At 71.2% G+C, this 20370-nt stretch carries 18 protein-coding genes; 9 read left to right on the top strand and 9 right to left on the bottom strand.

The genetic code is table 11. The features are described from left to right. The first annotated feature begins 86 nt into the window (after positions 1-86). Genes ACZ63D_RS06775 through ACZ63D_RS06755 form a run of 5 tightly spaced genes read left to right on the top strand, consistent with a single transcriptional unit; the run spans position 87 to position 4163 of the window. On the top strand, positions 87-1571 hold the full coding sequence (locus ACZ63D_RS06775) for a PucR family transcriptional regulator (RefSeq protein WP_465353307.1): 1485 nt from the start codon (positions 87-89) through the stop codon (positions 1569-1571). A gap of 59 nt (positions 1572-1630) precedes the next feature. Beyond that, positions 1631-2302, top strand: a complete 672-nt coding sequence (locus tag ACZ63D_RS06770) for a response regulator transcription factor (protein ID WP_465353306.1) — start codon at positions 1631-1633, stop codon at positions 2300-2302. Next, positions 2299-3423: a sensor histidine kinase gene (locus ACZ63D_RS06765; protein WP_465353305.1), complete on the top strand. Its 1125-nt coding sequence runs from the start codon at positions 2299-2301 to the stop codon at positions 3421-3423. The genes ACZ63D_RS06770 and ACZ63D_RS06765 overlap by 4 nt, the downstream gene beginning before the upstream one ends. A gap of 54 nt (positions 3424-3477) precedes the next feature. Then, on the top strand, positions 3478-3765 hold the full coding sequence (locus tag ACZ63D_RS06760; RefSeq protein WP_465353304.1) for a type II toxin-antitoxin system Phd/YefM family antitoxin: 288 nt from the start codon (positions 3478-3480) through the stop codon (positions 3763-3765). After that, the gene (locus ACZ63D_RS06755; RefSeq protein WP_465353303.1) at positions 3762-4163 is read left to right on the top strand and encodes a PIN domain-containing protein; all 402 of its coding nucleotides are present in this window, start codon (positions 3762-3764) and stop codon (positions 4161-4163) included. The genes ACZ63D_RS06760 and ACZ63D_RS06755 overlap by 4 nt, the downstream gene beginning before the upstream one ends. A 40-nt stretch (positions 4164-4203) precedes the next feature. Here ACZ63D_RS06755 and ACZ63D_RS06750 read toward each other — a convergent pair whose 3' ends face one another. From ACZ63D_RS06750 to ACZ63D_RS06725, 6 genes are all read right to left on the bottom strand, one after another. Then, positions 4204-5823, bottom strand: coding sequence for a PHP domain-containing protein (locus ACZ63D_RS06750; protein WP_465353302.1), 1620 nt, complete (start codon positions 5821-5823; stop codon positions 4204-4206). 140 nt (positions 5824-5963) lie between these two features. Then, the gene (locus ACZ63D_RS06745; protein ID WP_465353301.1) at positions 5964-8072 is read right to left on the bottom strand and encodes a 3-hydroxyacyl-CoA dehydrogenase NAD-binding domain-containing protein; all 2109 of its coding nucleotides are present in this window, start codon (positions 8070-8072) and stop codon (positions 5964-5966) included. Then, positions 8072-9271 (bottom strand): thiolase family protein, encoded by a 1200-nt coding sequence (locus ACZ63D_RS06740; RefSeq protein ID WP_465353708.1) that lies wholly within the window; start codon positions 9269-9271, stop codon positions 8072-8074. Before ACZ63D_RS06740 ends, ACZ63D_RS06745 begins: the two co-directional genes overlap by 1 nt. Before the next feature lie 390 nt (positions 9272-9661). After that, the gene (locus ACZ63D_RS06735; RefSeq protein WP_465353300.1) at positions 9662-10633 is read right to left on the bottom strand and encodes a 3-hydroxyacyl-CoA dehydrogenase NAD-binding domain-containing protein; all 972 of its coding nucleotides are present in this window, start codon (positions 10631-10633) and stop codon (positions 9662-9664) included. Then, on the bottom strand, positions 10630-11742 hold the full coding sequence (locus tag ACZ63D_RS06730) for an NAD/NADP octopine/nopaline dehydrogenase family protein (RefSeq protein WP_465353299.1): 1113 nt from the start codon (positions 11740-11742) through the stop codon (positions 10630-10632). The genes ACZ63D_RS06735 and ACZ63D_RS06730 overlap by 4 nt, the downstream gene beginning before the upstream one ends. A gap of 37 nt (positions 11743-11779) precedes the next feature. Continuing rightward, on the bottom strand, positions 11780-12562 hold the full coding sequence (locus ACZ63D_RS06725; RefSeq protein WP_465353298.1) for an SDR family NAD(P)-dependent oxidoreductase: 783 nt from the start codon (positions 12560-12562) through the stop codon (positions 11780-11782). Between the two features lie 51 nt (positions 12563-12613). Between ACZ63D_RS06725 and ACZ63D_RS06720 the strand changes: the two genes are divergently transcribed. Beyond that, positions 12614-13378, top strand: coding sequence for an IclR family transcriptional regulator (locus ACZ63D_RS06720; RefSeq protein ID WP_465353297.1), 765 nt, complete (start codon positions 12614-12616; stop codon positions 13376-13378). Between the two features lie 53 nt (positions 13379-13431). On the opposite strand, the gene ACZ63D_RS06715 is transcribed toward ACZ63D_RS06720, so the two are convergent. From ACZ63D_RS06715 to ACZ63D_RS06705, 3 genes are all read right to left on the bottom strand, one after another. Next, positions 13432-14694: an HRDC domain-containing protein gene (locus ACZ63D_RS06715; protein WP_465353296.1), complete on the bottom strand. Its 1263-nt coding sequence runs from the start codon at positions 14692-14694 to the stop codon at positions 13432-13434. Between the two features lie 71 nt (positions 14695-14765). Beyond that, complete coding sequence (locus tag ACZ63D_RS06710; protein ID WP_033291604.1) at positions 14766-15482, bottom strand: response regulator transcription factor; 717 nt, start codon at positions 15480-15482, stop codon at positions 14766-14768. Positions 15483-16154: 672 nt separating this feature from the next. Continuing rightward, a complete protein-coding gene (locus ACZ63D_RS06705; protein WP_452079220.1) occupies positions 16155-16718 on the bottom strand; it encodes a DUF3000 domain-containing protein in 564 nt (187 codons plus the stop codon). A 417-nt stretch (positions 16719-17135) separates the two neighbouring features. On the opposite strand from ACZ63D_RS06705, the gene hemE reads away from it, so the two are divergent. The 3 genes from hemE to hemQ are packed head-to-tail and all read left to right on the top strand — an operon-like array spanning position 17136 to position 20364. Continuing rightward, positions 17136-18218 carry a uroporphyrinogen decarboxylase gene (gene hemE / locus ACZ63D_RS06700; protein WP_465353295.1) on the top strand — a complete coding sequence of 361 codons (1083 nt, stop codon included), beginning with the start codon at positions 17136-17138 and terminating at the stop codon, positions 18216-18218. Further along, a complete protein-coding gene (hemG, locus tag ACZ63D_RS06695) occupies positions 18215-19624 on the top strand; it encodes a protoporphyrinogen oxidase (RefSeq protein ID WP_465353294.1) in 1410 nt (469 codons plus the stop codon). Before hemE ends, hemG begins: the two co-directional genes overlap by 4 nt. A gap of 47 nt (positions 19625-19671) precedes the next feature. Next, complete coding sequence (hemQ, locus tag ACZ63D_RS06690; RefSeq protein ID WP_465353293.1) at positions 19672-20364, top strand: hydrogen peroxide-dependent heme synthase; 693 nt, start codon at positions 19672-19674, stop codon at positions 20362-20364. Positions 20365-20370 lie beyond the last annotated feature (6 nt).

Below are 20370 nucleotides of genomic sequence, written 5' to 3'. Positions count from 1 at the left end.
TGGGTTCTTGCGGGACACCGTAGGGTCGGGCGACCCCGCGGCGGCATGGGACGATGTATCCAAGGCTTCCCGGAGGATTGGTTGAAATGACCCAGCAGGACGTGCTGTTGCCCGCGGAGGTGACAGTTCCACTACGCACCGTCGCGGGCAACTCGGAGCTGGCGCTCGACGTCGTGCCCGAAACGCTGCGTCCGGGCGCGCTGGACCGGCCGGTGCGGTGGGCGCACGTGAGCGAACTGGCCGACCCCGCGCCGTACCTGGTGGGTGCCGAACTCGTGCTGACCGCGGGCGTGAACCTGCCGAAAGACGCCGACCGGTACGTCCGGGGGCTGTGCGCCGCGGGCGTCACCGCGCTCGGCTTCGGCCTCACGCCGACGGTCTCGGAAACCCTGCCGACCTCCCTGCGCGACGCCTGCGCGGAGCACGGTCTGCCGCTGCTGGTCGTCCCGCCCGCGACGCCGTTCTTGGCGATCAACCGTGCCGTCGCGGTCGCGCTCGCCGAGGCAGGGCGGCACGAAGAACGACGGCTGGCGGAAGGCCGCGAAGCGTTGACGCGAGCCGCGGGCGGCGGGCTGGGGGAACTGGTCGCCGCGCTCGCCGGACGATTGCGCGGATGGGTCGCGATGGTCGGCGCCGGGGACGTGCTGGCGGCGGGTTACGACGCGCCGCAGCCCTTGCCGTCGCCGGTGAAGAATCTGCTCGCGACCCTGCGTTCTCGGAGCGGAATCCGCATCGCCTCCACCGAATTGCCGGACGGCACACACGTCGTCGCGCAGCCGGTGTACCCGCAGGCGACCGCCGCGCACCTGGTCGTGGTCGGCCGGGCCCAGCGGTTCGACAGCGGGGACCGGGCGATCCTGGCGGTCGGTGCGGCGCTGCTGGGACTCGTCGGCCGAGCCGGATCGGACAGCGCGGAACTCGGCGCCGCGGCCACCGCGCTGCTGCTCGGCGGCCCCGGTGCGGACGCACTCGCCGGAGTCGTCGGCAGCGACCACGCCCGGCTCGTCGCCGGAGTCGCCCATCGGCGAGGCCCGGACGCGCTAGCCCGGCGGCCGGACTGGCTGCGCGCCCGGCTCGACACCCCGCTGGTCCAGGTCTTGCCCGGCCCGCGCTTCTACGCCATCACCGGCGAGCTCGGCACCCTGGACGGCCTCCTCGAACACGGTTGGCTGGCGGTGGCGAGCCCACCCCACCCGGCTGCGGACCTGCCCGGCGCCGTCGCGGAAACCGAACTGCTGCTCGCCCGCGCCCGCGCACTCGCCCGTCCGCTGGCGGCCAGCGCCGACCCGCTCGGCTTCGACGACCTGATCCCGCCCGCCGCGGCCGGCGCGTTCGCCGACCGTCTCCTGGCCCCGCTGCGGGAACTGGACCGCGCGCACGGCCGCGAGCTAGTGCCGACCCTGCGGACCTGGCTGGCGCACCACGGCAGCTGGGACCGCACCGCGACCGAACTCGGCGTGCACCGCAACAGCGTGCGGCACCGGATCGGGCAGGTGGAACGGGCGCTGGACGTCCGGCTGGCCGATCCGGAAACGCGAATGCGGCTGTGGTTCGCGTTGCGGTGGGGGTGAAGGCGAGTGTCCATTCAGGTCTCTCAGGTGTTCTCAGGAAACTATGGGATTGTGGTCTCGTGCGAGTTCTGGTAGTCGAAGACGAAGAGCCGTTGGCCGACGCGATCGCCCGCGGGCTGCGGCGGGAGGGCATGGCCGTCGACATCGCGCTCACGGGCGACGACGGGCACGAGAAGTCGTCCGTCACGCGGTACGACGTGGTGCTGCTCGACCGCGACCTGCCCGGGATGTCCGGCGACGACCTGTGCCGCGAGATCGTGACGTCGGGCGAGCTGACGCGCGTGCTGATGCTGACCGCGAGCAGTTCGGTGTCCGACCGGGTGGACGGGTTGTCCCTGGGCGCGGACGACTATCTCGCCAAGCCGTTCGCCTTCCCGGAGCTGGTCGCGCGCGTGCGGGCGCTGGGCCGCCGCGCGACGCCCGCCGCGCCGCCGCTGCTCACCGCGGGCGACGTCGAGCTTGATCCGGCGAAGCGCACCGTCCGGCGCGCGAGCGGGCCGGTCGAGCTGACCCGCAAGGAGTTCGGCGTGCTCGAGGTGCTGCTGTCCGCGGGCGGATCCGTGGTCAGCAGCGAGGAACTGCTTGAACGGGTGTGGGACGAGAACGCCGACCCGTTCACCACGACGGTCCGGGTCACCGTGATGACCTTGCGCAAGAAGCTCGGCGAACCGGGCATCATCGAGACCGTGGTCGGCTCGGGCTACCGGGTGTCGGTCGCCCGGTCCGAGTGAAGCTTCCCGGTGCCCGCAGTCTGCGGGTGCGCGTCACCGTCCTGGCGACCGTCCTGGTCGCCGCGGCGGGATTGCTGCTGCTGTGGCTGGCGTGGACGCTCGTCGGCGACGCGGTCGACGCGGTGCCGCACATGCCGCCGGGCACGATCGTCCGGGTCGACGGGAACGACGTGGACGCGTCCACGCTCGCGCAGCACTTGCGCACGCACGCGGTCACCCGGGTGCTGATTTTCGGCTCGCTGGCGTTCTTCTTCGTGGTGGCCGCGGCGGCGATCCTGGCCTGGACGTTCACCTCCCGCGTGCTGCGGCCGCTGCGCGAGATCACCGGGACCGCGCGCCGGCTGTCGGTCGAGTCGATGGGGGAGCGCATCGGCGAGATCCGCTCGCGCGACGAACTGGCCGAACTGGCGCGGACGTTCGACGACATGCTCGACCGGCTGCAGGACGCGTTCGATTCGCAGCGGCATTTCGTGGCCAACGCGAGCCACGAATTGCGCACGCCGCTGTCGGTGATCCGGACGGAACTGGACGTCACACTGTCCGACGAGCACGCCGACGAGGCCGAATTCCGCCGGATGGCCGGAGTGGTGCTGGACGCGACGAACCGGGCCGGGCAGCTGGTGAATTCGCTGCTGCTGCTGGCCAGGACCGACGGAGCCGGGCTCGTGACGCGGGAACTGGTGGACCTGACGGTGCTCGTGGAACGCGCGTGGTCCGCCGTGCGCGGCGAGGCCGAACAACGGGGCCTGCGCGCGGATTTCGCGATGCAGCCGTCGCCCGCGATCGGGGATTCGGCTTTGCTGGAACGGATCGCCGGGAACCTGGTCGAGAACGCGGTGCGGCACAACGTCGACGGCGGCTGGATCGAGGTGACGACGGAGCCGGGCGCGCAGTGGTCGACGCTGCGGGTGCGCTCGTCGGGCGGGCTGCTGGACCCGGCGGCGGTGCCGGAACTGTTCCAGCCGTTCCGCCGCGCCGGGGTGGCCCGGACGGCCCGGTCGGGGGCGGGGCTGGGGCTGTCGATCGTGCGGGCGGCGGTGCAGGCGCACGGGGGGACGGTGTCGGCGGAGCCGGTGGTCGGGGGCGGGCTGGCGGTGGCGGTGCGGTTGCCCGCGGCGTAGCACCGGTGTAGCACATGGGTAGCACTTTCGCGAAAAAGCGCTACACTTCGGGTTATGGGGTACGCAATCGGCCAGCGAGAGCTGCGCAACGACAACGCGGAGATCATGCGGCGCGTGGCGGCGGGCGAGTCGTTCGTGGTGACCCGCAACGGAAAGCCGGTGGCCGACCTGGTGCCGCACCGCGGCCAGGAGGAACCGCGGCGAGACCGGACTCTCGGCGAGATCCAGGAAGCCTTCCGCGGGCTGCCGCCGATGGACAGCGCCGAATGGCGTCGGGAGCGGGAAGCCGATGACGCGGTCTTCGGTCCGGACCGCCTCGGCGATCCCGGCGAAGACCAGTGACCGCTCCGTCCCGGGTCCTGCTCGACACCTCGGTGGTCATCGATCTCGAACGGCTCGACCTGGGCCCGTACGCGTCCTCGGTGCCCGCGGTCAGTTCGGTGACCGTCGCGGAACTGGCTTACGGTCTCGTCACCGACGATCCCGTCCGGCTCGCGGAACGGGTCGAACGCTACCGCCGTGTTCTCGACCAGTTCGTGGTGCTGCCGTTCGGCGTGGACGAGGCCAAGATGTACGGCACGGGCGCGGGACTGGTCCGGCGGTTCGGGCGGGATCCGCGTCCCCGCCGGATGGACCTGCAGATCGCGGCGACGGCGGCGGCGCAGCAAATCCCGTTGCTGACCAGGAACCTCAAGGACTTTGTGGGACTGGACCGGCTGGTCACCGTCGTCGAGATCTGAACCCGGCAGGCGCGGATCGCTCCGCGCCTGCCGACTGTCCTCAGTAGACGTCCACGAATGTGGGATTCCCGTACAGCCACAGGTCTTCGTACGGATTCGCCTGCCCGATCACGTCCATCATCGGCTCGATCCCGCCAGCGACGTGCCGCTTCCCGTCCGTTCCACGCACCCGGACGTAGAACGGCTCCCGCACATTGCGGAACGTGTGCTTGAACGTCACCCGCCGTCCCGCATAGCCGCGCGAAGGCGTGAACGACTCCACCACCCGCGTACCCGGTGCGGTCATCGCGTCGCGATCCGCCGCCGGGCCGGTGACCGGACCTGAGATCAGGTCCAGCCGACCAAGCTGCGGCACCGAACCCGATCCATTCGGCCGGTACGCTGTCACTGCGGACACGACGACCGTCACGGTCGAGCCGCGGCGCACGCGCAGGCGTCCGCCGAAGGTCGCGCAGTCACCGCTGCCGTAGACGCCGACTTCCAGGTGCTGCACCAAACCGCCGTGAGACAGCCAAATCCGGCCCGTGCGCAGTCCTTCCAGCACGCCTTCGAAGCCCGGCCGGCGCACGCCGACCACGGTGCGGCTGAACTCGCCAGGGTAGAAATCCGCGTACGGCGCGGACAATTGCGGGACTCCGCTGTCGACCGGGTCTGGGTACTTGCCGGTCTGCTCGTACCAGCCGTCCGGCACCGCCGGGCGCACCAGGTGGTCGCCGCGGTTGTAGTGCGAATCGGAGTTCGTGGTGATCCACCACGGTTTTCCTTCGGCCAGCAGGGAATCCCAGAGCCCGCCGACCTTCGCGGTGGTCCAGTCCCAGCCGCCGAACGTGCGGTACGCCTCGGCCGGGAAGCCGGGCCAGGAGTTGTCGCCAGGGTTGTTGCCGTACCCGCCTCGCGCGCCGCCATTGCCTTGCGGCTTGGGGAATCCGTCGGCCTGCGCGCCGGGCGCGCCTTCCATGCCGATCACGATTCCGGGCGCGGTGTCGCGGTAGTTGCGCAGTTCGTGCGGTGACACGCGCCCATTGCGCAGCGGGTGGTTGATCAGCACGACCGGCGCGTGGATCCGGCGCTTGCGTTCCTGCTCGGCAAGCCACCGCAAACCCTTAAGCGCCAACGCTTCGTGCTCCGGGCTAGACGATTCGGAACCGGTCAGCCGCCAGTCGAAACTCCGCTCGAATTCGCGCAGCACGGTGGCCTGGTCGCGGCCGGCCTGGAAGAACAGCGTGGCGTGCTCCGCGCCCGGCACGTTCCACTCCATGCCTTGCCACAGCAGCAGATCAGGGTGCCTCCGCTGCGCGGCGAGCACGTCGCGGCTGGTCGGCTCCACTGACGACTTCTCGTGCGTCGCGTGCCCGTGATCGGTGAAGACGATCCACTTCGCGCCGTGTTCGCGCGCTCCGGAGGCGATCCGGTCGATGGTGTACATCGCGTCGTACGAATACTGGCTGTGCGTGTGGTGGTCGCCGACGACCCACTGATAGCGGCGGCCGAACAGCCAGTCGAGATCAACCCCGAGGTCGAGCCCCAGATCGAGGTCGAGGTCCGCGGCGTCGGCCTGGCCCGAGGCCAGCACCGGGGCACCGGCGGCGACAGCGCCGGCCAGCCCCGCGCGCTTGAGGAATCCGCGACGGCCGACGCCGTCCGGGTTCGTGCTGTTCATCCTGCTCCTGACCTGCTCCGATGATTCGGCAGGACGTTATGGGGCAGCGGTGAACGGCTGGTGCCCGGAAGGTCACGAAGTGCTCGGTGTGTCCCGGTTCACGGCGGAGCCGCCCGGTGAAAGGCGGCTCCGCCGGGGCATTACGCCGGAACCGAAGCGACTCCCTGGGAGAGGAACGGCTTGCCGTTGACCCGCTCCGACACGCCCGACCGGTCGAGGTACGGCGTGATGCCGCCCAGCCAGAACGGCCAGCCCGCGCCGAGGATCAGGCACAGGTCGATGTCCTGGGCTTCCGCGACCACACCCTCGTCGAGCATGATCCGGACCTCTTCGGCGATCGCGTTCAGCGCGCGGTCGCGGACCTGCTCGGCCGTGGAGGGCTGGTCGCCCTGCTTCCACAGCTGCGCGACCTCCGGGTCGACCGACGGCTTCCCGGTCTCGTCCCAGGTCCAGACGCCCTTCTTGCCCGCCTTCACGAACTTGTCCAGGTTCTCGCTCACCGTGAAGCGGTCCGGGAACGAGCCGTGCAGCGTCTCGCCGACGTGCAGCGCGATGGCCGGGCCGACGAGCTGCATCAGGTTCAGGGGCGACATCGGCAGGCCGAGCGGCTCCAGCGCGGAGTCGGCCACGTCGAACGGCGTGCCCTCGTCCACCGCCACCAGCACCTCGCCGAGGAAGCGCAGCAGCAGCCGGTTCACGACGAACGCCGTCGCGTCCTTCACCAGCACGCTCGACTTCTTCAACTGCTTGCCGACCGAGAACGCGGTCGCCAGCGTCGCGTCGTCGGTCTTCTCGCCGCGCACGATCTCCAGCAGCGGCAGCACGGCCACCGGGTTGAAGAAGTGGAAGCCGACCACGCGCTCCGGGTGCTGCAGCTTCGAGGCCATCGCGGTGATCGACAGCGACGAGGTGTTCGTAGCCAGGATCGCCTCGGGGGAGACGTGCTGCTCCAGCTCGGCGAACACCTGCTGCTTCACGCCCAGCTCTTCGAAAACGGCCTCGATCACGAAGTCCGCGTCGGAGAACGCGGCCTTGTCGAGCGAGCCGGTCACCAGAGCCTTGAGCCGGTTCGCGCCGTCCGGGGACACGCGCTTCTTGGCCAGCAGCTTGTCGATCTCTTCGTGGACGTAGCCCACGCCCTTGTCGATCCGCGCCTGGTCGACGTCGGTGAGCACCACCGGCACCTTGAGGCGGCGCACGAACAGCAGCGCCAGCTGGCTGGCCATCAGGCCCGCGCCGACGATGCCGACCTTGTTCACCTTGCGCGCCAACGATTTGTCCGGCGCGCCGGCCGGCCGCTTCGCCCGCTTGTTGACCAGGTTGAACGAGTACAGCCCAGCCCGCAGCACGTCCGACATCAGCAGTTCGGCGAGCCCGTCGGTCTCCGCCGCGTAGCCGCGGTCGAGGTCGTTCTCCCGCGCCAGCTCCAGCAGTTCGACCGCCTTGGTCGCGCCCGGCGAGGCACCGTGCGTGCGACCGTCCACGATGGACTTGGCACGCGCGATCGCCGCGTCCCACTCCGCGCCGCGGTCGATTTCCCGGCGAGCCGGGGTGATCTCGCCGTTGACCACCTTCGCCAGCCACAGCAGCGACTGCTCCAGGTAGTCCGCGGAACCGAAGACCTCGTCGACGATGCCGAGTTCGGCGGCCTTGCGCACGTTCAGCATCTTGTTCTGCGCCAGCGCGTTCTCGATGATCACGGTGACGGCGGCGTCCGGGCCGATCAGGTTCGGCAGCAGCTGCGTGCCGCCCCAGCCCGGGAACAGGCCGAGGAACACCTCGGGGAACGCGATCGCGGCGGTGTTCTCCGACAGCGTCCGGTAGTGGCAGGACAGCGCGAGTTCGAGCCCGCCGCCCATCACCGCGCCGTTGACGAACCCGAACGTCGGGATCTTCGATTCGGTGAGCCGGCGGAACACGTCGTGCCCGGTCTGCGCGATCTCGCGCGCCAGCTTCGGGTCCGACACCGCCTCGACGCCGGAAAGGTCCGCGCCGACGGCGAAAATGAATGGCTTGCCGGTCACCGCGATCGCGGCGGGCTCGGCGGCGAACGCCTCGTCCAGCGCGGCGTTCAGCGCCACGAGACCCTGCGGGCCGAAGGTGTTCGGCCGGGTGTGGTCGTGACCGTTGTCCAAAGTGATCAGTGCGACCGGCTTGTCCAGACCGGGAACCTTGACCAGGTTGGTGACCGCGTTCGTCACGACCTCGTCCGGGAACGCGGCCTTGGCCTCTTCAGCGGTGAAAGTCATTACTTCGCCCCCTCAGAGCCGTTATAGGCCGGGTTTTCCCAGATCACGGTGCCGCCCATGCCGATGCCGATGCACATCGTGGTGAGGCCGTAGCGCACGTCGGGACGCTCGGCGAACTGGCGCGCCAGCTGCGTCATCAGCCGGACGCCGGACGAGGCCAGCGGGTGGCCGCACGCGATCGCGCCGCCCCACTGGTTGACCCGCGGATCGTCGTCGGCGATGCCGAAGTGGTCGAGGAACGCGAGCACCTGCACCGCGAACGCCTCGTTGATCTCGAACAGGCCGATGTCGTCGATGGACAGGCCGGTGCGCTTGAACAGCTTCTCGGTGGCCGGCACCGGGCCGATGCCCATCACCTCGGGCTCGACGCCCGCGAAGGAGTAGCCGACCAGCCGCATCCCGATCGGCAGGCCCAGGTCGCGCGCGGTGTCCTCGTCGGCGAGGATCGCCGCGGTGGCGCCGTCGTTGAGACCGGCCGCGTTGCCCGCGGTGATCCGGCCGTGCGGGCGGAACGGCGTCTTGAGCTTCGCCAGCTGCTCGACGGTCGTGCCCGGGCGCGGCGGCTCGTCCTCGGTCGCGAGGCCCCAGCCGAGTTCCTTGCTGCGGGTCGCCACCGGAACCAGCTCGGGGCCGATCTTGCCGGTCTTGACCGCCTCGGCGTACTTTTCCTGGCTGCGCGCGGCGAACGCGTCCGTGCGCTCCTTGGTGATCTCCGGGAACCGGTCGTGCAGGTTCTCCGCGGTCTGGCCCATCACGAGCGCGGTCGGGTCGACCAGCTTGTCCGCGATGATCCGCGGGTTCGGGTCGACGCCCTCGCCCATCGGGTGGCGGCCCATGTGCTCGACGCCGCCGGCGATGGCGATGTCGTAGGCGCCGAAGCCGATGCCGCTCGCGGTGGTGGTCACCGCGGTCATCGCGCCGGCGCACATCCGGTCGATCGCGAAGCCCGGCACGGACTTCGGCAGCCCGGCGAGCAGCGCGGCGGTGCGGCCGATGGTCAGTCCCTGGTCGCCGATCTGCGTCGTCGCGGCGATCGCCACCTCGTCCACGCGCTCGGGCGGCAGCTCCGGATGCCGCCGCAGCAGCTCGCGGATGGCGTTGACGACGAGGTCGTCCGCGCGGGTCCCGGCGTACATGCCCTTGTCGCCCGCCTTGCCGAAGGGCGTGCGTATCCCTTCGACGAAGACGACATTGCGCACCCCTCGCGCGGTGGGCGCGAGCGGCGGCGTTGCTGGTGCGGCCACGAATGCTCCTGAAGTCGAGAGTGTTCCTGTCCCGCACCCTAGCCCTTGTTACCCGTGGGTAACCAGGGGAGTGGCCCGGTCGAGTGGGGGACGGCACACTCCCGGGGAACCAGCGCCGGAACTCGTCAACCGGGACGAGAGCGGCAACGGGGCGTTTTCCCGGCGAGTTCGACGGGCGGGGCGGTGCCGCCGCGCACGGACTCGCGCATGCCGCGGACTCGGCTGCGAGTCCACAGTGGACACCAGTCGGGCGGAAGCGATCGGAAGCAGCCGAAGCCGGTGGATGCCGTCGCGGGGCTGGACGACGCGCGGGCCTTGGCCAGTTCGCCAAGGCCCGCGGCCGGATCACTCCGCCGAATCGTCCTCCGGACGCACCGGGACCGGCGTGCCGTCCCGCAAATGCGGCTCTCGCAGCCGGAAGATGTCCTCGAACTCCCGCATCCGCGCCGCCCGGTAGTCCGGGACCCCGGCCGGGTCGAAGCGGTAGAACCCGGCCCCGTCCTGCAGGCCGCGCCGCCGGCCGGTCATGTTCTCTTCGACGATCGCGGGAGCCTGGAACCGCTCGCCGAGTTCGCCGGTCAGGTAGCGCGAGGCGTAGTACAGGATGTCGCCGCCGCCCCAGTCGATGAATTCCAGCGGTCCCAGCACGGAAAACCGCGGCCCGAGCCCGGCGCGGACCGCGAGGTCGATCTCGGCGGCTCCGGCCACCCCTTCCTCGACCATCCGCGCGGCCTCGTTCATCAGCAGCGCCTGCAGCCGCGGCACGATGTACCCGGCGGCGGGCCCGCACACCACCGGCACCTTGCCGATTTCGCGCAGCAGCGCGACAAGCCGGTCCACCGCGGCCGGATCGGTGTCCTCGCCGCGGCTGACCTCGACCAGCGGCATCAGCTCGGCCGGGTTGAGCCAGTGCGCGTTGACGACCCGCTCCGGCCGGTCGGCGAGTTCCGCGATCTGCGTGACCAGGAAGGTCGACGTCGTCGAGGCCAGCACCGCGGACTCCGGCACCTGCGAGCCGAGCCAGCCGAACACCTCGCGTTTGACGTCCATGACCTCCGGCACGGCCTCGAACACCACGGTCGCGTCAGCGAGTTCCTTCGCCGAACGGTCGCCCAGCGTCAGGCTTTCCAGCGCGTCCGCGTGGCCGAACATCGCGCGCAGCCGGTCCGCGAGCCGCACCCGGACCTCGTCCCGCCGGAGCTGGCGTTCTTCCTCGGTGCGGTCCTTGACGTCCGCGAGCAGCACCGGATGTCCCGCCGCGAGGAAGGCCAGCGCGATGCCCTCGCCCATCCGCCCGGCTCCGACGATGGCGATCACGACTGAACCCCGTTCCGCAGCAGCGTGGTCAGACCGGCCCGGTCGAGATCGGCCAGGCCGAGGTTCTCGAAAGTCCGCCCCTCGGCGTAGAAATCGCGGCCGGTGATGGCGGAACCGAGCGCGAGCAGGCCTTCCGCGACCGGCGTCGGGACCCCGGCCCACCGGCCCGCGGACACCAGCAGCGACAGCCCGAGCCGGGTGTCTTCCACCATGTAGCGGTGCGTGTGAAGGTCGATCTTCTCGCGCCAGTCGCCGCTGTCGGTCAGCCGCTCGTGCGCCGCGCGGCCGTACATCCACTCCTCGCCGTCGGTGGCGTAGTGGTCGGCCAGCGGGAAGTGCGGCGCGCCGTAGCCGAACGCTTCGCGCAGCGCGACCCGTTCGGCGTCGAGCGCGTCGGTGACCCGGCGGATCGACGGCTGCGTGCCCTCGTTGTGGATGTCCCAGGCGGCGAAATGCTCCAGCGGACCGGCGTTCATCGTGATCAACGGCGGATGGATGATCGGGCCCGCGTTCATCAGCGCCCCGCTGAGCCCGTCGCCCGCGTCCTCGACGCTCGGGTACGCCTCGCGCAGCGTCTTGAACGCGCTTTCGGCCAGCCGCAGCGGGAAAACCCCGGTCGGCAAGCGGGTCGCGTACCCGCTGATCACCACTTCCGCGTCGCCGTGCCGACGCGCCAGGTACGGCAGCGTCCCGGCTTCGGCGAAGGCGATCTCCGCGCTTCCGCCCGCCGCGGCGACGGCCTGGGCGAACACCAGCGAACCGAACGTGCCCGGCGGCAGGAACACCACCTGGCCCTCGGTCAGCAGCGGGGCGAGCCGGGGAGCCAGGTCGTCGTGGGTGGTCGAGGGCAGCGGGATCACGATCAGCGCCGTGTCGCGCACCGCTTCGGCGAGGTCGGCCACCGGGTTGATTTCCCCGGCGCCGTCGCCCAGCGGAACCGATCGGGTGCCCCGGTAGTCCCGGACGGCCACCGCCCCGGCCGCGCGAACCGCTTCCAGCGCCTCGGCGTTCCGCCGCCACCAGCGCACTTCGTGGCCGTGCTCGGCGAGTTCCGCCACCGTGGCCCAGGAACCGTGTCCGCCCCCGAGAACCGCGATCTTCACTTTCATGTGCTCCTGTCTCGTGCTGGTGTGCTGTCGCACTTTCTCACGGGTCGACCAGGTCGGTCTGCTCCCAAAGCCGATCTTGCTGCTCGCGCACGACCGCGCCGAACTCCGCGGGCACGATCGTCCGGTAGGACCCGGATCCGGCCGCCACCCGCGCGATCGTCTCGATCGCCGCCGACGGATCGCGCTGCATGGCGAGGAAATCCGAGAAGTCGTGGTCCGAGGCGGGAGCGTTCTCCACGAGTTTTTCGTTGAACCCGGTGGAAAACGGCCCGGGTTCGACGACCCGGACCTCGATCCCGTGCGGCCGCAATTCCTGCCGGACCGCCTGCGCCATGGCTTCGAGGGCGAACTTGCTGGCCCCGTACGCGCCCGCGCCGGGAGCGACGAACAACCCGGCCACCGACGTCACGAACACGATCCGCCCGCCGCGTCCGGCGGCGACGAGCCGGTCGGCGACCAGCCGCGTCAGCTCGAGCGTGCCGAAGACGTTGACCTCGAACGTCTTGCGAACCACTGCGGAATCCGTGCGCAACAACGGACCTTCGGCACCGAATCCGGCGTTGTTGAGCAGAACGGACGCGTCGAGCGCCGCGGCAGCCTCGCGATCAGCGGGGTCGAGCAGATCGAGCCGGGAAACCTCCGCGGCGAGCCCGCGCTCGGCGAACGCCGCCCGCGTCGGCTCGACCTGGTCGTCCCGTTCGACGGTGGCGAACACCCGGTGCCCCCGTGCCGCGAGCGTCAACCCCGCTCCCAGCCCGAGACCTGATCCGGCACCCGTGATCAAAACCGACTCGGTGTGTTTCTCGCTTGGCCGACCCACGCCCGCAGTGTGGCTTGCGCCGCCGCCCGGCCTCAATCAGACTTCCGCCACATGGAAGCCAGACCCACCGCGGCGGCGCGGCTGCTGTCGGTGCTGGACTGCTTCAGCGCACAGACGCCGGTCCTTTCCCTGACTGAAATCGCCCAGGCCGCGGACCTGCCATTGAGCACGGCGCACCGGCTGGTCGGCGAGCTGGCCGAATGGGGAGCGCTGACCCGCGACGAACACGGCGGCTATCACCTCGGCCTGAAACTGTGGGAACTGGGCTCGCTGTCGCTGGCCCGGGCGTCGATGCGCGAAATCGCCCTGCCGTACCTGGGCGATCTGTTCGACGCCACCGGCGAAAACGTGCACCTGGCCGTCCTGGACGGAACCGACGTGGTCTTCCTGGCCCGGCTGGCTGGACACCGCTCGGTCGGCATCCTGACCACGACCGGCAGCCGCCTGCCCGCGACCACCACCGCCACCGGCCGGGTGCTGCTCGCGCACGCCGCCGCTGACACCCGCGAATCCGCGTTGACCAGCCCGATCGCGGCGGAAACCCAGCACACGACGACCGACCCGGACACCCTGCGCGCCGAACTCGCCGACATCGCCCGCACCGGCTACTGCGTCGCCGACCGCCAGCTCGCCGACGACGCGGTCGCCGTCGCCGCTCCGATCCGCGACGCTTCCGCCCGCGTCACCGCAGCGGTCGCGGTCGTGGGCCGCCGGGAAACAACCTCGGTGGCCCACCTGGTGCCCGCGGTGGTCACGACGGCGACCGGCGTGGCGCGGTCGCTCGGCTATCGCCGCCCGGCTCGCCGCCGTTCCTGACGCGCGCGCGTAGGTCTAAACCTCACCTAGAGGTCTGAACCACCTGGCAAGCCTCAGGACGCCGTGCTGTGCAACGCCTTGCTCAGCGCCGCCGCGGTCAGCTCGACCTGCCACGGCCGCGCCCCGCCCGCGCGCAGCACATCCGCGACCGAATCCTCCGCGAGGTCGGCCGGCGGCCGCCAGCAGGTGCGCCGGACCAGGTCCGGCAGCAGCAGGTTCTCCACCGGCAGCTTGCGGTCCTCCGCGATCGCGGCCAACGCGGCACGCGCGGCGGCGAGCCGGGCGGCGGCGTCGGGGTCTTTGTCGGCCCAGCGGTTCACCGGCGGCGGACCGTCGGACGGCTGGCTCGGGCTGGGCAGTTCGCTCGCGGGCAGCGCTTTGGCCGCCTGCAGGTGCCGCAGCCAGCTCGCCGTGTATTTGCGCTGCACCCGCCCGCTGAACACCGGCAGTGCTTGCAGTTCCTCGACCGTCTTCGGGTCCGCGGTCACCGCGTTGACGATCGCGCTGTCCGGCAGGATCCGGCTCGGCGCCCGGTCGCGTTTGCGGGCCAGTTCGTCGCGGGCCTGCCACATCTCCCGGACCGCGGCGAGGCCGCGCGGGCTGCGGATCTTGTGCACGCCGGACGTCCGGCGCCACGGTTCCGCGCGCGGCGCGGGCGGGGGAGCGGTGCGGACGGCCTCGAACTCCTGCCGCGCCCACTCCAGCTTGCCCTGCGCCGCCAGCTCGGCCTCGAGCTTCGCGCGCAGCTCGTTGAGCAGTTCGACGTCGAGCGCGGCGTAGTTGAGCCAGTCGACCGGCAGCGGACGCTTCGACCAGTCCGCGGCGCTGTGCCCCTTTTCGAGGGTGTACCCGAGCAGCAGCTCCACGAGGGTGCCCAGCGCGACGCGCTCGTACCCGGCCAGCCTTCCGGCCAGCTCGGTGTCGAACAGCGACCGCGGGCGCAGGCCCAGTTCCGCCAGGCACGGCAGATCCTGGGACGCCGCGTGCAGCACCCATTCGGTGTCGTTGAGGACGTCCCGCAGCGGGGCGAGGTCGTCGGCGAGCGCGATCGGATCGATCAGCACCGTGCCGGAGCCTTCGCGGCGCAGCTGGACGAGATAGGCCTTGGGCCAGTACCGGTAGCCCGACGCCCGTTCGGTGTCGACAGCGACGGCGCCCGTGCCCGCGGCGAGCCGCGCGCACGCCTCGGCGAGCGCGGTCGGATCGGCCACCACCGGCGGGGTGCCCTCGGCGGGTTCGCGGAGCAGCACCGGCGTTCCGGAGGTCTCGGTGGTCTCGTCTCCGGTCCGTGCTCCGTCCGCCTGTGCAGTTCCCATGTCCGACGACCCTACGGGACGGGTGGACCGCGCCTGGTCCGCCCGCCCCGCAGGGACGTGGTTCGTCGTCGTCAGCGGATCACGCCGGCTCGCATCGCCAGCGCGACCATCTGCGCCCGGTCGCCCGTGCCGAGCTTGCGCCCGATGCGGGACAGGTGGGACTTGACGGTGAGCGCGGAGAGGGAAAGCTCCTCCCCGATCTCCTTGTTCGACTGCCCGTCCGCGACGAGCTGGAGCACCTCCACCTCGCGAGCCGACAGCTCGCGCGGGGTGTTGTCGGTGCCCGCCACTCGCGTGCCGGTCGCCAGGACCGGGGCCACGCTCGGGTCGGCGTAGACGCCGCCTTCGAGAACCCGGCGCACGCCGTCGGTGACCACCACCGGCGACGCCGACTTCAGCAGGTACGCCTGAGCTCCGGCCTGGAACGCGGAGCGCACCGCGTACGGGTCGTCGGAGGATGCCAGGACCACCACGCGCGGCCAGCCGTGGCTACGGAGTTCCGTAACCAGCTCGATGCCGCTGCCGTCCGGCAGTCCGAGATCGAGGATCGCCAGGTCGCACGGGCCGGTGGCCTGTGCTCGCGCCCTCGCCTCGGCCACCGTGGCGGCTTCGTGGACGGTGCCCGCACCCATCTGTGCGAGTCGTGCTGCGATTGCCTCCCTCAACAGCGGGTGGTCATCGACCACCAACACGGAAAAAAGCTCTTCCCGCGGGTGCGGAACCATGCTCGCCGGCAAAGCACCGGCTGGCGTGGATCGGACGGCCTGAGATAAGCCGACGGTAGCCACGTCACTACCTCCCTGGAGTCGGTCGTGCCCCCCGACCGGCACCGGGACCTTCGGCCGTTCAGCCGCGCCAGCTTTAGACCGAAAGTGGTGTCGTCCAAGGCACTGTAGCCGCCCGGACGCCGTCGCGGGGGGATCGAATGGGTATCTATCCGAAACAGTTCGTCACTCAGCGAGATCGTTGTAACACGATCGGACTAACGATTGGAGTTCTGTTAACGACTGGCGATCCGGCCGCGATGCACCTCAGTTACCGGCATCGAAACGAGCGTGCAGATGGCCCGTGCACCTGCGGGTGCTGCCGGAGCGGGGCCGCCGCCCCGGCGACCCGGGCGCGGAAATGCGCTCCGGCCGGGGCAAGATCATTTTCTTTCATGTTTCGCCGCGCGCTCCGCCCAGGCGCGCGGAGGGCGGCGCGGGCGGCGAAACGGGGCCGGGAACCGCGTCAGAGCTGGTGACCGGGGGTTCACTGGCTGTGATCACGCCCGGCCACGAACGTGCGGCATCCGGAGCAGCGGCCCCTGCGGTCCACAATGGACGGTCGGCCGAGGTCGGCCGGAAGCCCCGCCGAAGATCTTCGCGGAGCGCTCCGGGCGCGCGAAACCGCCCGCTAAGGCGCGTCCGTGCGCGTGCAAGCGCCGCCGAGACGCTGCCCGACCGGGTGAACTTGGGAAATCAGGAGCTCTGCCGCTGCTCGAACAGCGTGACGCCCACCGGCGGCAGCCCCACGACGCTCGCCATCACCTGGCAGAACGCGAGCCCGTGCGGGCCGAGCGCGGCGTCTGTCGGCGTCCAGGACGCCCGCAGTTCGAGGTCGTCGGTGCGGGCCGGGCCGGAGATGTCGCCGAACCGGGCCGAGGACGTCTCGGTGACGGTGCCGCCGAGCGCCTTCCACGAGGCGCCGGAGGCCTCCAGCGCGTCGGTGAGCCACGACCAGCCCACTGCGGGCAGGAACGGGTCCGTGGCCAGCTCGCGGTCGAGTTCGGCGCGCACGTACATGACCAGCCGCAGCACGCCGTCCCAGCCTTCCTGGCCGTCCGGATCGTGCAGCAGCACCAGCCTGCCGGACGCCAGCACGTCGGCAGGCCCGGAAACCTCGCAGCTCAACGCGTAGGACCATGGCGCGAGCCGCTGCGGCGCGCGCATGGTCTCCAGGCGGATCTCCGGACGCGGCCGGACGGCTTGCAGCGCCGCGACGGCTTCGCGGAAGAGATCGGGCACTGGCGTCATCGCGGTCACGCTCCGACTGTAGGGCGGCGGCGCCCGGTTCCGGACGCAGGCGCGCCGAGCGAGACCCAGCCGCGACCCGCGGAACCGCTCCGGCAGTCCTCCGCGTCGCCCGTCTCCTGCTGCTGAGTCTCCGGTGCGCGAGGGACAGCGGAGCCTGGGTCGGCTTCGAAGCCGCGTCGCGCGCCCCAAGGTCACGTTGGCTGGATTGCGCGCAACGAAAGCCGTGGACCGGGAGGTGCCAACCCGAGGCAGCTGAAATCCGCGTCAAGCACGCCGGAAGCAGCGAATACGGCAGTAGTACCGAGTGCTCGGTGCCGAATCCGGCGACGGAGGAGTGCGAAACGCCTCGCCAGCCGCGCCCGACGTGGCGGCATCCAGGCTCGTTGAGCCCGGGGCGGCCCGGGACTGTCGGACCCGCGTGGGACCATGGGGTTCGTGCCTCAGGTTTCGTCCGCGCCCGTCGGCGCCCCCTCCGCCTCGCCCCGTCGCGCTCTGCCCGGTTCGGCTTTCCTCGCCGCCGCGCGCGGGGAGCGGCCCGCGCACGTCCCGGTGTGGTTCATGCGCCAGGCCGGCCGTTCGCTGCCGGAGTACCGCGCGCTGCGCGAGGGCGTGCCGATGCTCGACGCGTGCTTCGACCCGGAGATGCTCGCCGAGATCACGATGCAGCCGGTCCGCAGGCTCGGCGTCGACGCGGCGATCTTGTTCAGCGACATCGTCGTCCCGCTCAAGGCGGCCGGTCTCGACATCGACATCGTGCCGGGCACCGGCCCTGTCGTGGCCTCGCCGGTGCGCGACGCAGAGGCGGTGCGTGCGCTGCCGAAGCTCGAACCGGAGCAGGTCGGGAAAGTCGCCGAGGGCGTCCGGCTGCTGGTGGAGCGGCTCGGCGAAACGCCGCTGATCGGGTTCGCCGGCGCACCGTTCACGCTGGCCAGCTACCTGATCGAGGGCGGCCCGAGCCGCAACCACGAGCACACCAAAGCCCTGATGCACTCGCAGCCAGAGGTCTGGCACGACCTCGCCGCGCGTCTCGCCGACATCGCCGCCACGTTCCTGCGCGCCCAGCTCGACGCGGGTGTCGACGCGGTGCAGCTGTTCGACTCGTGGGCCGGTGCGCTGTCCGAACGCGACTACCGCGAGTTCGTGCTGCCGCATTCGGCCCGGGTGCTGGCCGCGGCCGGGGAGTACGACGTGCCGCGGATCCACTTCGGCGTCGGCACCGGCGAGCTGCTCGGCGCGATGCGCGAGGCGGGCGCGGACGTGGTCGGCGTCGACTGGCGGATTCCGCTCGACGTCGCGGTCCACCGGCTCGGCGGCAAGGTGTCGGTGCAGGGAAACCTCGACCCGGCGCTGCTGTACGCCTCGTGGCCGGTCCTGGAAGCCGAGGTGCGCCGGATCGTCGAGGAGGGCCGCGCCGCGCGCGGGCACGTGTTCAACCTCGGCCACGGCGTGCTGCCGGGAGTGGACCCGGAGGTGCTCAAGCGCGTCGTCGACCTGGTGCACTCGCTGTGAAGCACGTCGCGGTCGTCGGCGGCGGGATCTCCGGGCTGGCCGCGGCGTACCGGCTGCGCCGGCTGCTCGGCGACCGGGCGACGATCACCGTTTTCGAGAGCACGGCGGCGATCGGCGGGAAGCTGCGCACGGCGGAGGTCGGCGGAGTCGGCTACGACGTCGGAGCCGAAGCGTTCCTCGCCCGGCGGCCCGAGATGCTTTCGCTGGTCGAGGAGGTCGGCCTCGGCGATCGGCTGGTGCATCCGACGAAGGCCCGCGCCACGATCCACGCCGGCGGTTCGGTGCAGAGCCTGCCGCCCGGCACGGTGATGGGAGTCCCGGCGTCCGCGGAATCGGTCGCGGGCGTGCTGTCCGAAGACGGGCGGCGCGCGGTCGAGAAGGAACGCTCGCTCGGCCCGGTCGACCTTGGCGAGGGCGACGTCCCGCTCGGGCCGTTGCTGCGCACGCGCTTCGGAGACGAGCTGGTGGACCGCCTGGTCGATCCGCTGCTGGGCGGCGTTTACGCGGGCGGAGCCGACGGCTTGGGCCTTCGCGCGACGATGCCCGGCCTGGCCAACGCGATCGAAGGCGGAGCGGGTTCGCTCACCGAGGCCGCTTCCTCGCTGCTGCCGAAAACACCAGGCACCGCACCGGTTTTCGGCAGTCTCACCGGCGGCTTTCGGGGATTGCTCGACCGGCTGCTGGAGCTGTCCGGTGCCGAGCTGCGCACCGCGTCGACCGTCCGTGCCCTGACCCGGACATCCACCGGCTGGCGGCTCGAATTCGGTGCTGCCGCGCCAGCGCACGCGCCTGCCGACAGTCCGGTGGACGCTGACGCAGTGCTGCTCGCGGTGCCCGCACCGGCCGCCCGGAAGCTGCTCGAAGGCGTGGCCCCGGCGGCTTCGACCGCGTTCGGCGAGGTCGAACTGGCGTCGATGGCAGTCGTCGCGTTCGCGTTCCCGCCGGGCACTGAGCTGCCCGACGCGTCCGGAATCCTCATCGGTGCGGGGGAGCGGGACGCGGAAGGCGTGCCGTACGCGTCCAAGGCGTTCACGTTCTCGTCGAACAAATGGGCGCACCTGGGCGGTTCCGGCCCGGTGCTGGTGCGCGGTTCGGTCGGCCGGTTCGGCGAACCCGGCGCGCTGAACGGCGACGACGATTCGCTGGTCGCGGCAGTCCGAGCGGACCTGGCCCAGCTCGCTGGTGTCACCGCGGAGCCGATCGACACCTTGGTGACGCGGTGGGGCGGCGGCCTTCCGCAATACGGCACTGGGCACCTGGAGCGAGTGACGCGGATCGAAACGGCCGTGGCGGACGTCCCGGGGCTGGCCGTGGCGGGCGCCACACTGCACGGCGTCGGACTGCCTGCCTGTGTGGCCACGGCCGATGCCGCCGCCCGGCGGATCGCGGAGCAGCTCTTCGGGTGACGGAAGCCCCGTGGCGATCGCTCGGCGGGCAGTGCCAGGATGGAGTCATGGCGCGGCTGAATTACAACGAACTCAACGACACGATCCGCTACACCATGTGGTCGGTCTTCCGGATCGAACCGGGGAAGTTGGGGGAGGACCGCGGCGCCGCGGGCCGCGAGACGGCCGAGTATCTCGACGGGCTCGAGGCCAAGGGCGTCGTCGTCCGGGGCGTGTACGACGTGTCCGGCCTCCGCGCCGACGCGGACTACATGATCTGGTGGCACGCCGAGGAGATCGAACAGGTCCAGGCCGCCTACACCGGGTTCCGGCACACGCCGCTGGGCCGCGCGTCCACGCCGGTCTGGAGCCAGACCGCGCTGCACCGGCCCGCCGAGTTCAACAAGAGCCACGTGCCCGCGTTCCTGGCCGGCGAGGAAGCGCGCAAGTACGTCTGCGTGTACCCGTTCGTCCGGTCCTACGACTGGTACCTGCTGCCCGACGAGGAACGCCGCAAGATGCTGGCCGACCACGGCAAGGAGGCGCGGGACTACCCGGACGTGCGCGCCAACACCGTCGCGTCGTTCGCGCTCGGCGACTACGAGTGGATCCTCGCCTTCGAGGCCGACGAACTGCACCGGATCGTCGACCTGATGCGCCACCTGCGCAACACCGAGGCCCGTCGCCACGTGCGCGTCGAGATCCCGTTCTACACCGGCACGAAGGTGCCGCCCGCCGAACTCGTCGCGGCTCTGCCGTAACCGCCG

It is taken from the genome of Amycolatopsis sp. NPDC104775, assembly GCF_055583325.1.
Note: the sequence above shows the minus strand (reverse complement) of the source record. Positions and strands in the feature narration are given on the sequence as shown.

Coding starts and splice junctions, on each gene's coding strand:
- hemE (WP_465353295.1), top strand. CDS start 17,136: ATGGGGTTCGTGCCTCAGGTTTCGTCCGCGCCCGTCGGCGCCCCCTCC.
- ACZ63D_RS06730 (WP_465353299.1), bottom strand. CDS start 11,742: ATGAAAGTGAAGATCGCGGTTCTCGGGGGCGGACACGGTTCCTGGGCC.
- ACZ63D_RS06715 (WP_465353296.1), bottom strand. CDS start 14,694: ATGGGAACTGCACAGGCGGACGGAGCACGGACCGGAGACGAGACCACC.
- ACZ63D_RS06775 (WP_465353307.1), top strand. CDS start 87: ATGACCCAGCAGGACGTGCTGTTGCCCGCGGAGGTGACAGTTCCACTA.
- ACZ63D_RS06745 (WP_465353301.1), bottom strand. CDS start 8,072: ATGACTTTCACCGCTGAAGAGGCCAAGGCCGCGTTCCCGGACGAGGTC.
- ACZ63D_RS06720 (WP_465353297.1), top strand. CDS start 12,614: ATGGAAGCCAGACCCACCGCGGCGGCGCGGCTGCTGTCGGTGCTGGAC.
- ACZ63D_RS06760 (WP_465353304.1), top strand. CDS start 3,478: ATGGGGTACGCAATCGGCCAGCGAGAGCTGCGCAACGACAACGCGGAG.
- hemQ (WP_465353293.1), top strand. CDS start 19,672: ATGGCGCGGCTGAATTACAACGAACTCAACGACACGATCCGCTACACC.
- ACZ63D_RS06750 (WP_465353302.1), bottom strand. CDS start 5,823: ATGAACAGCACGAACCCGGACGGCGTCGGCCGTCGCGGATTCCTCAAG.